Annotated in this window: 10 protein-coding genes; 6 read left to right on the forward strand and 4 right to left on the reverse strand. The window is 71.0% G+C overall.

Annotated features, from left to right (window positions below):
- Nucleotides 1–108 precede the first annotated feature (108 nt).
- Genes AOK11_RS46495 through AOK11_RS30595 form a run of 4 tightly spaced genes read right to left on the reverse strand, consistent with a single transcriptional unit; the run spans nucleotide 109 to nucleotide 4,545 of the window.
- Nucleotides 109–1,536, reverse strand: a complete 1,428-nt coding sequence (locus AOK11_RS46495; protein ID WP_063793547.1) for an alpha/beta fold hydrolase — start codon at nucleotides 1,534–1,536, stop codon at nucleotides 109–111.
- Between the two features lie 2 nt (nucleotides 1,537–1,538).
- On the reverse strand, nucleotides 1,539–2,189 hold the full coding sequence (locus AOK11_RS30585) for an isochorismatase family protein (protein ID WP_055596942.1): 651 nt from the start codon (nucleotides 2,187–2,189) through the stop codon (nucleotides 1,539–1,541).
- 20 nt (nucleotides 2,190–2,209) lie between these two features.
- The gene (locus tag AOK11_RS30590; protein ID WP_055596943.1) at nucleotides 2,210–3,481 is read right to left on the reverse strand and encodes an FAD-dependent monooxygenase; all 1,272 of its coding nucleotides are present in this window, start codon (nucleotides 3,479–3,481) and stop codon (nucleotides 2,210–2,212) included.
- Between the two features lie 32 nt (nucleotides 3,482–3,513).
- Complete coding sequence (locus tag AOK11_RS30595; protein WP_055596944.1) at nucleotides 3,514–4,545, reverse strand: 2,5-dihydroxypyridine 5,6-dioxygenase NicX family protein; 1,032 nt, start codon at nucleotides 4,543–4,545, stop codon at nucleotides 3,514–3,516.
- 494 nt (nucleotides 4,546–5,039) lie between these two features.
- On the opposite strand from AOK11_RS30595, the gene AOK11_RS30600 reads away from it, so the two are divergent.
- The 6 genes from AOK11_RS30600 to AOK11_RS30620 all read left to right on the forward strand — a co-directional run bounded on the left by AOK11_RS30600 (nucleotide 5,040) and on the right by AOK11_RS30620 (nucleotide 10,473).
- Nucleotides 5,040–6,101 carry an aromatic ring-hydroxylating dioxygenase subunit alpha gene (locus AOK11_RS30600; protein WP_055596945.1) on the forward strand — a complete coding sequence of 354 codons (1,062 nt, stop codon included), beginning with the start codon at nucleotides 5,040–5,042 and terminating at the stop codon, nucleotides 6,099–6,101.
- Between the two features lie 97 nt (nucleotides 6,102–6,198).
- Entirely contained in the window at nucleotides 6,199–6,519 is a 321-nt protein-coding gene (locus AOK11_RS30605; protein WP_055596949.1) for a 2Fe-2S iron-sulfur cluster-binding protein, read from the forward strand.
- Nucleotides 6,520–6,738: 219 nt separating this feature from the next.
- Entirely contained in the window at nucleotides 6,739–6,894 is a 156-nt protein-coding gene (locus AOK11_RS43090) for a hypothetical protein (protein WP_157869483.1), read from the forward strand.
- Complete coding sequence (locus AOK11_RS30610) at nucleotides 6,894–8,336, forward strand: purine-cytosine permease family protein (RefSeq protein WP_055596946.1); 1,443 nt, start codon at nucleotides 6,894–6,896, stop codon at nucleotides 8,334–8,336. The genes AOK11_RS43090 and AOK11_RS30610 overlap by 1 nt, the downstream gene beginning before the upstream one ends.
- A 16-nt stretch (nucleotides 8,337–8,352) precedes the next feature.
- Nucleotides 8,353–9,039, forward strand: coding sequence for a cysteine hydrolase family protein (locus AOK11_RS30615; protein WP_055596947.1), 687 nt, complete (start codon nucleotides 8,353–8,355; stop codon nucleotides 9,037–9,039).
- A gap of 168 nt (nucleotides 9,040–9,207) precedes the next feature.
- The gene (locus AOK11_RS30620; protein WP_055596948.1) at nucleotides 9,208–10,473 is read left to right on the forward strand and encodes an NAD(P)/FAD-dependent oxidoreductase; all 1,266 of its coding nucleotides are present in this window, start codon (nucleotides 9,208–9,210) and stop codon (nucleotides 10,471–10,473) included.
- Nucleotides 10,474–10,571: the final 98 nt, after the last annotated feature.

The raw sequence follows: 10,571 nt of genomic DNA on the forward strand, positions 1-10,571 counted from the left end.
CTCCCTGCCCCGCCCCGGCGGACCCGCCGGGGCGGGGCAGGGAGGCCGGTGAGCGGAGTGGCGGGGACCGGCGGGCCCGCCGGGCGGAGTGGCGGGGAAAGCCGGGGGTCAGCTCTCCTGGCCGAGCTGCTCCCAGTGGTCGGCCAGCGTCGACAGGTACGCCAGGACCTGGGCGCGCTGCTCCGGCGGGACGGGCCGCAGCAGCTCCTCGTCGAGCTTGCGGGCCCGCTGATTGGCGGCCTGCACGGTGGCACGGCCCTCGGGGGTGAGATCGAGGAGCTTGCGCCGCGCGTCGGCGGGCGAGGGAGTACGGGAGAGCAGACCCCGGTTCTCCAGGCGGCGGGCGACGTCGGCCATGGTCGAGGTGTCCAGTGCGGCCAGGGCGGCGATGGACCGCTGGTCGGAGCCGGGGTTCTCGCCGGTGATCTGCAGGACGGCGAACTGCGGGCCGGTGAGCGTCGCGTCCACGTTGTGCAGCCAGGCGGCGAGGTAGGCCTGGTACATGCGCCGGGCCAGGTAGCCGGGCGCGTGCGTGAGCTCCTCGGGCGCGGCGAGGCCGTCGGTGGCGCGGGGAGCTGAGGAGGAGGCCATGGCACCGCTGTCGTGTGAGGGGCCCGGGGTGTCCCCGGGCGTCGGGTCGATGGTTCGTACGAGGGCTTCGCGCAGCAGCCGCAGGGCCGGTTGCGGGTTGTCCCAGAAAACCATGTGCCCGGCGTCCGGGATGCACACCGTCGTGGCGTCCGGGTTCCCCGCGGCCGCCTCGGCGGCGCCCTGGGCGGTGACGACCGGACTGTTCGCACCGTACAACAGGGTCGTGCGGCCGGGCACCCGCGGCCACCAGTCGAAGAAGTCCTCGCTCTCGAAACCGTGGTGGGCGCCCTCGATGGCCTCGAGGCCGCAGCTGGGGAGCCAGCGGGCGCGCAGCTCCAGTTCGCGGCGCGGCCAGGTCGGCCAGAACGCGGCGACCTCGTCGGCGTCCGTGCCGCGCCGGGCCTGGAACAGCTGCCGGGTGAACGCGGCGAGCGTGGTCGGGTACGGTCCGCGGCCGGGCCCGCTCATCGGCGGGTCGACCAGCAGGGTGCCGCCCAGTGCGACCTTGCCGCGCACCGCGGTGGCGGCGGCGACACGGGCCCCCATGGAGTGGCCGAGCAGGACCGTGCCGGCGAGTTCCAGCTGCTCGATCACGGCCTCGGTGTCGGCGGCGAGTGCCTCGAGGGAGTAGTCCTCGGCGCAGTCGCTCAGCCCGCGCCCGCGGATGTCCAGCACGATCGGGCGTGCCAGGTCGCTCAGCTCACGTGCCACGAAGTCCATGGTCATCGCCGGGCTGGTGATGCCCGGCAGGACCAGTACGGGGACGCCGGGGCCGCCGTAGTCCAGGACGTGCAGGTGCACGTCGCCGTTGCGGACCCAGCGACTGCGGGCCGGCACCTCGGCGAGGTCGGCCAGGGCGCGCTGGGTCAGATACCGCTGCGGCGGGCGCGGCGGTCGCAGTGACTGCTCGGCGGGAGCCGGTCCGGGTTTCGGGATGGTTGCCACGGTCAGGCTCCCTTCGTCATCAGATACTTCACCACGTCGTCGTGGCCCACGACATCACCGTATTTGGCCTGGATGTCGAAGAGGGCGGCCTCGTGCGGGCCCGCGGCCCGGTCGCCGCAGGCGAGCGCGGGCACCAGTACGGGCCATCCGTACTGCACGGCGTCCACGGCGCTGGCACGTACGCAGCCGCTGGTCGTGGCGCCGCAGATCACGGCGGTGTCGCAGCCGAGGCCGGTGAGCAGCGAGGCCAGCGGGGTGCCGAAGAACGCGGAGGCACCCTTCTTCACGATCAGGTGGTCCTGCTGCGCGAACGGCAGACGCGGGTCGAGGGCGACGGCCTCGCTGCCCTCGCGCAGGGCGCGCATGCCGGGCGCCTTGGCGAACCAGGTGATCGCCTCGCCGTCGGCTTCGGCCGGGGTGTAGGCGATGACGGTCCACACCACCGGGACGCCGCCGGCGCGGGCGGCGGCGACCAGCTCCGCCGTCGCCTCGACGGTCGTGGTGAGGTCGCCTCCGGTGGGGAACTCCGGCTCGGTGAAACCGCGGGTCAGGTCCACCACGATCAGGGCGGGGCGGCTGCCCCGGCGGACCGGGGCGCCGAACCCGGCGTGCTCGTAGACGCGGTCGGTGTCGGAATCGTAGGGGGTGGGCACGGGGACCTCCAGGGCGCCGGTCAGTGGTGGTGGCGGTAGGCGAACGACTCGTCGTCGGAGGCGTCCAGCGGAGTGCCCCGCCAGAGCCAGTCGTAGGAGACGTCCGACTCGCCGTCGTAGAGCTCGCCGAGCTTGGCGTCGCGGGCCTGCTGCTCGGGGCCGTCGGGGACGCGGTAGAACGTCTGGTTGCGCAGGGACGCCTGCTGGACCATGCCGGCGTGCTGGGCGCGGCGGTTGACGTACCGCTGCAGGGCCTCGTCGATGCCGTCGCGGGTCACCGCGCCGAGCTCCTCGGCCAGTACGGCTCCGTCCTCCATGGCCTGTGAGGCGCCCTGGGCCTGGTACGGGAGCATGGCGTGGCATGCGTCGCCGAGCAGGGCCACACGTCCGTCGATCCAGTTCGGGTCGCGGCGGCGGTGGTAGAGGGGGAAGCAGGTGATGTCGCCCTTGGCCTTGGACAGCATGGCCGGCGCGCGGTCGTCCCAGTCGGCGTAGGCGTCGACGAGCATCTCGGTGGTGCCGGCGAAAACCTTCTTCTCGCCGTACTCCTCCTGCCACGGCACGCAGCCGACGATGTTCAGCGACTCGCCGCCGCGGATCAGGTAGTGCACCAGGTGCCGTCCGGGCCCGTACCAGATGGTGCTCTGGAAGCGGTCGAACAGGAAGCGGGTGGCCGGGTCGGCGTGGAGCAGGTCGCCGGGGATGAGCGTGCGGAACGCCATGTCGCCGGAGAAGACCAGGGTGTCCTCGGCGCCGATGAGGTCGCGCACCCGGGAGTGGACGCCGTCGGCGCCGACGAGGATGTCGGCCTCGTGGCGGGTGCCGTTCTGGGTGACGGCCACGGGACGCTCCGGGACGGTGCGGTCCAGGTCGACGACGCGGCTGTCGGTGTGCACGCGGACGGCCGGGCCGGGCCCGAGCGGGTCGGTGCAGGCGTCCAGGATGACGCGGTGCAGGTCGGCGCGGTGGTAGTGCCAGTAGGGGGCGTTGAACTCGTCCTGGACGCGCCGGCCGAGCGGGGTGAGGCCGATGATGCTGCCGTCCTTCCAGCGGCGGCGCACCTGGTCCTGCGGTTCGGTGCGGATGGCCTCCAGCTGCCGGCGCAGCCCGAGGCGGGTCAGGATGCGGCTGGCGTTCGGCGCGGTCTGGATGCCGGCGCCGACCTCGCCCAGCTCGGGGGCCTGCTCGAGGACGGTGACGCGCAAGCCCTTGCTGCGCAGGGCGAGGGCGGCGGTGAGACCGCCCAGGCCACCGCCGACGACGGTGATTTCGTAGGACTGGCTGAGAGCCATGGGTTCCTCCTGGAGTACGGCGCGGGCGGAGGTCAGCGCTCGACGAGGCGGCCGGCGGTCACGACGTCGGTGCCGTCGAGGGTCACGGTGCAGCCGCGCATCGCGATGTCGAGGTGGGCGTAGGAGTCGCGCTGGAGGTGGGGGTGCGGGCCGGTCGACCACAGGAAGTTGCCGGCGAAGGCGCGGGCGTCCATACCCATCAGCTGGTCCTTGCCGTACATCGCGGTGGCGAACCAGTCGGCGCTGCGCATCAGGCCCCAGCCCATGTGGGACAGACTGCGGGCCCACTGGTCGCGCGAGTCGTCGAAGAAGGTGTTCAGCAGCTCGGCCTCGGCGCCGCCGGTGACCTTCTGGATGTGGCCGCCGGCGATCTCGAGGGTGACCGGGCGCTGCACGTATTCCTTGAACGGCAGCAGGATGTCCCCCTCGGCCAGCACGATCTGCCCGTCGGAGATCTCCGGCCAGCACAGCACCATGGTGCTGGGCCAGTGGTCCCACCGGCCCGGGTCGTCTGCGAACCCGGTCTGGAACTCGGGGTGGGAGTCGGCCAGTTGCACGGTCAGATCGGTGCCGGCGGCGGAGGTCACGCGCATCACCGAGGAGTTCTCGACCTTGTCCACGCCTTCCTGGACGCGGGCCTTGTCCCCCTCGGCCGGCAGGTTGCGGATGAGGACGTCGGGGGCGTCGCAGATGAAGATGATGCGGGTGCCGGTCTTCAGGATCTCCTGCTGCACGGGGGCGTGGATGAACCCCTCGCGGGTCAGGTCGACGACCAGGTCGGCCGACTTCAGCAGGTCCTGCGCGGTGGTGTCGTTGAGGACGGAGTTCAAGCCGGGGCCCGCACCGGTGTGGGTGCTGGGGAGCGGGGCCGGGCTGCCGCCGGGCACGGTGGCGGAGATGACGTGGGCGCCGAGGGTCTTCGCGGCGCCGAACGCGGCGGCGACGTAGTCGCCGCGACTGCCCGGCTCGGAGAGCACGACGACGTGCTCTCCCTCGCGGACCTTGCACAGCTGCAGTTCGCGGGTGAAGGCGTCGAGGAGGTCGACGGACGAGAAGTCGAACATGGGCGTCCCTCCAGGGGTGCGGGCGCCGCCCCTCGGGACACCGGGGGCGCGGGGCGCGGTCGTTCGGGGCAGGTGCGGAAAGTGCGAGGACGGGCCTGAACGGCTCGGGCAGTGCGGGACTGTGGCTCTGGGAGCGGCCCGGCCGAACCCGCCCCGCCGAGATAATCCGAGCACGTACGATCTCGGATTGCAAGGGGTCGGGCTGCGGGAATCCACTGAGCCTCAGTGCTCTGTGCCTGGTCGAAGGCGATCGGCAGACTCTTGGCATTCAAGGAGTGTTGCCGAGACCTGGGGTGGATTTCGCGGAGGTCTCAGGCTGTCGAGACCCTTGCTTCCGGCGCTAGTACGTGCTCGGATTACTCACCTCGGCCCCGTACGGCACCGTTCCACGGGCCGTACTCCGGGCCCAGCGCCCCGTCCCGGCGTTCCTGCGCGGCCACCCCGACGCGGATGACCGCGATCCCCCGTCCCCCGCTTTCTCCCAGGAGCTTCGTATGGCCGAATACGTGAAGAACACCTGGTATCCGCTGACCTGGTCGCGTGACGTGACCGGGGAGCTGTCCCGGCACCGCATCCTCGAGCGGGACGTCGTCCTCTACCGCACGGCCGACGGCAAGGTCGCGGCCATGGAGGACATGTGCCCCCACCGGCTGCTGCCGCTGTCCATGGGCCGGCTCAAGGGCGACGCCGTCGAGTGCGGCTACCACGGCATGACCTTCGAGTCCGGCGGACGCTGCATCCGCGTTCCGGGCCAGTCCGGTCCCGTCCCGGACATCCGCGTCACGACCTACCCGACGCACGAGAACATGGGCCTGGTCTGGATCTGGATGGGCGATCCCGAGCTCGCCGACACCGACCTGGTCTTCGACCTGCCCGAGTACCACTCGGAGGCCTGGAACGTGGCCGAGGGCGACGCCCTGCGCATCGAGGCCGACTACCTCAGCCTCGCCGACAACCTCTGCGACCCCGCCCACGTCAACTTCGTCCACCTGTCCACCCTCGGCAACGAGGCCGGCGAGGACGTCCCCGTCAGCACCGAACTGCGCGGCGACGACCTGGTGACCTGGCGCTGGATCAACGATGCCCCGCCCATCCCGCTGTTCGCCAAGTTCGGGAACTTCGCCGGAAACGTCGACCGCTGGCACTACTACCACTACCTGGCGCCCAGCATCGCCGTCATCGACTTCGGCTCCCTCGACAGCGGCAGGACGAACCCCGAGGACCACCGCGACGAGGGCATGCGCATCTTCGCCTGCCACTTCATCACCCCGGTCGACGCGCACACCTCCATCGACCACTGGATGCACGTGAAGAACTTCCCCGTCGACGAGGCCACCAACAAGGCGCTCTCCGACGAGTTCCGCATCGCCTTCGCGGAGGACAAGGCGGTCCTCGAAGCCATCCAGATCAACGAGCTGGCCCACCCCGACCGGCGCAAGGCCCGCATCGCCATCGACCGGGCCCCGATCCGGATGCGCCGCATGGTCGAGCAGTGGATCGCCAAGGACGTGCCGCCGCAGCAGGCACCCCGCGTCATGGACACGGTCCACGCCTGACACGTCCCCTCCCGTGCCCGTCCGGCGGATCACCGTGGCGTCACTGATCCGCCGGACCGCCGGCCAGACCGCACCCCGATCCGTGAGAGGACTCGACATGCCCAAGATCACCTTCGTCGAGCACGACGGCACCGCCCACACCCTCGACGCCGAGACCGGCACCAACCTCATGCAGCTCGCCGTACGCAACGGACTCCCGTCGATCATCGGGGAGTGCGGCGGCAACTGCATCTGTTCCACCTGCCACCTCCACGTCGACGCCGCCTGGACGCGGACCCTCGCACCGGCCGGCGAAGAGGAGGAGATGACACTGGAGTTCGCCGAGGAGCGGACCGCCACCTCCCGCCTGGGCTGCCAGATCACCGTGACCGACGAACTCGACGGCCTCGTCGTGCATCTTCCGGAGACCCAGAGCTAGAGGATTTTCCGACCGGACCGGACCGGCTCAGGGAGCGGGGTCCGGTGCCGGGGAGCCTCCCCCCACAGGCGGTGGGGGAGCGTCGTACGGAGGAGGAGCCGGGGCGGCGGAGTTCCGGAGACCGATCCACGCGGCGAGGCACGGTGCCGGGGCACGCGAGCCCCACGATCCGCGCGCAAGGCACTGCTTCCCCCGATCAGCATCGCCCTGACCACCTCGATGGCCCATCTCGGCGGCTTCCTCGCGACCTGCCTTCTCGGCCGGCTCCGCGACCTGACCGCCTCACCCGTGCACGGCCTGACGCTGTGCGCTGTGTTCCTCGTGGCCGGCGGCGCCCTGGTGCTCCGGCTCCCCGCTCGGGAGGTAAACCGCTGATGACCCCGCAGAGCTCTGCAGCAACCGTCACCGCCGGAGCAGGACAGGCCGGTGGTCCGCCCCCGGACGCTGTCCACGACCAGGACGACTACGCCCGATCACGGGTCCCCGACTCGGCGAGACGCGGTGCCGGATCGATCTTCAGTGTCCTGGTCGGTTTCGTCACGGCCTTCTTCTTCCCCCTGGTCGGCGGTCTTTACCTGACCATGAACGGGGCCGCGGCGACGTGGATGGGCCTGATCATCTCCTTCACCGTCCTGATCGTGCTCGCGCTCGTCGTCGCGCGCACCGCGTCCCGTGAAGGACTGACCTCCGAGTTGCTGACCCGGGGAGCCGGGTTCGGCTCCGTGGGATCGGTGCTGACCACCGTGATCTACGCGGGCACCTTCGTCATCTACGCCGGCACCGAGGGACAGATCCTCGCCAGTTCGATCGATCTGATCTGGGACCTGCCGGACCAGATCTGGTTCATCCTCGTCGGTCTCGTGTTCCTGCCCATGGCGTGGAACGGCATCAACTCGATGACGAAGATCCTCATCTGGACGATCCCGGTCTACTTCGTCCTGCTGGTGGCGGCCATCGTCATCGCGTGGAACCGGAACGACGGCATGCCGTCCGGAATGTTCAACGCGATGCCGCCCGGCGCGGTCGGAGGTGTCATCGGCACCATCAGCGTCGTGGCGGGACTGGCCGGCACCGTGGGCATCAACCCCTTCGAGGCCGGCGACTACAACCGGTTCATCCGCGCCGACCGGTTCAGGCGCAGCGCCGTGTACTCGGTCGTGCTTCCCTATGTGCTGCTCTTCTTCTTCGCCATCCCCCTGGGCATGTACTTCACGCTGGTCATGGGGGAGTTCAGTCCGTCCGTGTACTTCGTGGGCCTGCTGGGACTGCTCCCCGGTGTGGCACTGGCCTGGATCTCGCAGGTCCGCGTGAACCTGACGAACCTGCACATCAGTTCGGTCGTGTTCGCCTCCGGTTCCGAGGCGGTGGGCACCCGGAGACTGGGCCGCCGGTTCTGGCTCCTCGTCGTGACCGCCCTCTCGATCCTGCTGATGTGGTTCGACGTACTGGGCAACCTGAACGTGTTCCTCGAATGGACGGGGATCTTCCTGCTCGCCTGGGTCGCCTGCGTGGTGGCCGACATCACGGTGGTCCGCGGCCTGCTGAAGATCGTGACCGGTCCCGTCGAGTACCGCAGCAGCCAGCTGCGCCGCTACAACGCCGTCGGTGTCACCGCGTTGCTGACGGGCACCGTCGGTGCCTCGCTGATCTGGCTTCTCGCCACCAACCCCGTACTCAAGGGGCTGTCGGCCTACATCGGATTCGCCGTCGCGTTCGGCGTGCACGTGGCCATGGCCGTGGCCACCAAGGGGAGGACCTACTTCGCGGACCCCCTCGATGAACGACTGTCCGTCAACCAGGCGCGCACGCCGCACTGACGCCAAGGAGCACCAGATGCACGACACCGTCATCGACCCGACGGTCCGGGCCCGCTACAGGGCCTTGAAGGGCGGGCGCGAGTTCGCGTTCACCACCCTGGACCCGTCGCGCACGGCCCACCTCGTCATAGACATGCAGAACGGGTTCGTGGAGGAGGGCGCGCTGATGGAAGTCCCCGAAGCCAGAAGCGTCGTCCCCCACATCAACGCCCTCAGCGAGGCTGTCCGTTCCCACGGCGGAACGAACGTCTACCTCCGGTTCACCACGCGGTCGACCAGCGACTGGCCCGTCTACTTCGAACTCTTCCAGAGCGCCGCGGCCGGCAGCGCGGAGGTGGCCCTGTTCCAGCCCGGTTCCCACGGCCACGCGCTCTACCCCGGCCTCAGGACCGCGGACCCGGACGTCCTCATGGACAAGACCCGCTTCAGCGCCTTCACGCCGGGTTCCTCGGACCTCCTGCGGTTTCTCACCGAACGCGGCATCGACACCGTGCTCGTCTCGGGCACCCTGACCGACTGCTGCAGCGCGGCCACGGCCTGGGACGCCCAGCAGTTGGGCTTCCGCGTCATCCTCGTCAGCGACGCGAACGCGGCCATGAGCGACGCCGAGCACAATGCCGCGGTGAACTCCCTGGCGGCCTGCTGCGCGGACATCCGCACCACGCGGCAGGCGCTGGACCTCGTCGCGGAGGGAGCCGGATGATCCGCACCCGCTGCCGCGGCCGCCGCCACGGGGAGCCGGAGAAGGCCCGAGCGGTCCGTCGCGCTGCCCCCGCGCCGGGGTGCCCGGCTTCCGGGCAGCCGGCAGTGCCCGGTGCTCCGGCCGCGCAGGTGAATGTCCTTGACCACACCGAACAGAGGTGAACCACTGATGAATACGCCGACCGGTCCGGGCGTCGTGATCGTCGGAGCCGGACAGGCCGGTGCCACCTGCGCCGCCCTGCTCCGCCGCCACGGCTACGACCGGCCCGTCACCCTCGTCGGAGACGAGGACACCGCCCCCTACCACCGGCCGCCCCTGTCGAAGAAGTGGCTGGCCGGCGGGTCCGACGACGAACTGCCACTGCGTGCGGAGACGTTCTACCGGGACCAGGACATCACCCTGCTCACCTCCACGCGCGTCACCGCCGTCGCGCTCGCCGACCGCCGCGTCCTGCTGGCGGACGGCAGTGCCCTTCCCTACGAACACCTCGTCCTGGCCACCGGGGTGAGCGCCCGGCGCCTGCCCGTGCCCGGAGCCGACCTGAACGGTGTGCACCACCTGCGGGACCGGCGCGATGCCGCCGCCCTGCGCCAGGACCTCGCCCGCAGTGAACGCCTCGTCGTCATCGGCGGCGGCTATCTGGGCCTGGAAGCGGCCGCGACCGCGCGTGGCCTGGGCGTGGACGTCGAAGTGGTCGAGGGGAGCGAGCGGCTGCTCTCCCGGGTCGCCTCGGCCCCCGTCTCGGACGCCGTGGCACGCCTGCACCGGGAGAACGGCGTCGGGCTGCACACCGGCGCGCAGGTGACGCGGCTGCGGGGAGCCGAGGGGCGGGTCGACGGCGTGGAACTGGGCGACGGCCGCGTGATCGCCTGCGACACCGTGCTCGTGGCCGTCGGAGCGGTCCCCAACGACACCCTGGCCCGGGAGGGGGGACTCGCCTGCGAGGGCGGCATCCAGGTCGACGCCGCAGGCCGTACCGCGGACCCTGCCGTGTACGCGATCGGCGACGTCACCGTACGGCCGGTCCCCGGACAGCCCGGCCGGCGCCGTGTCGAGAGCGTGGCCAACGCCAACGAGCAGGCCGACCAGGTCGCCGCGGCCGTGTGCGGGCGGCCCGTTCCGCGGCAGTCCGCACCCTGGTTCTGGTCCGACCAGTTCGATACGAAGATCCAGATCGTGGGAATGCGCGGCGAGGAAGACACCCGTGTGGTGCGCGGTGACGAGGCCACCGGCTCGTTCGCCGTCTTCCACCTCGACGGCGAAGGCCGGCTGACCTCCGTCGAAGCCCTCGCCTCTCCGCGCGAGGCCATGGCCGGCAAACGCTGGCTGAGCCAGGGCGCCTGCCCCGACCCACGGGAGCTCGCTGCTCCGGAGGTGGCCCTGGCGAAGGTGCGGACCGAACCCGTCCGGAGTCTCGATGCGGTGACCGCCTGAGGCGATGAGCCCGGAGGAGAGCCGGCCCGCACCGGAAGGGCCGGGGGGCCGGCCCTCCTCGTCCGTGTCCCGGCCGCATCATGACACCGGCATGCCGG

Origin of the sequence: Streptomyces hirsutus (assembly GCF_001418415.1) — a bacterium.
Taxonomy (GTDB): Bacteria; Actinomycetota; Actinomycetes; order Streptomycetales; family Streptomycetaceae; genus Streptomyces; species Streptomyces hirsutus.

Excerpts from the sequence above, each read along its gene's own strand:
- AOK11_RS30590 (WP_055596943.1), bottom strand. The coding sequence starts at position 3,481 with ATGGCTCTCAGCCAGTCCTACGAAATCACCGTCGTCGGCGGTGGCCTG.
- AOK11_RS30595 (WP_055596944.1), bottom strand. The coding sequence starts at position 4,545 with ATGTTCGACTTCTCGTCCGTCGACCTCCTCGACGCCTTCACCCGCGAA.
- AOK11_RS30600 (WP_055596945.1), top strand. The coding sequence starts at position 5,040 with ATGGCCGAATACGTGAAGAACACCTGGTATCCGCTGACCTGGTCGCGT.
- AOK11_RS30605 (WP_055596949.1), top strand. The coding sequence starts at position 6,199 with ATGCCCAAGATCACCTTCGTCGAGCACGACGGCACCGCCCACACCCTC.
- AOK11_RS43090 (WP_157869483.1), top strand. The coding sequence starts at position 6,739 with ATGGCCCATCTCGGCGGCTTCCTCGCGACCTGCCTTCTCGGCCGGCTC.
- AOK11_RS30610 (WP_055596946.1), top strand. The coding sequence starts at position 6,894 with ATGACCCCGCAGAGCTCTGCAGCAACCGTCACCGCCGGAGCAGGACAG.
- AOK11_RS30615 (WP_055596947.1), top strand. The coding sequence starts at position 8,353 with ATGCACGACACCGTCATCGACCCGACGGTCCGGGCCCGCTACAGGGCC.
- AOK11_RS30620 (WP_055596948.1), top strand. The coding sequence starts at position 9,208 with ATGAATACGCCGACCGGTCCGGGCGTCGTGATCGTCGGAGCCGGACAG.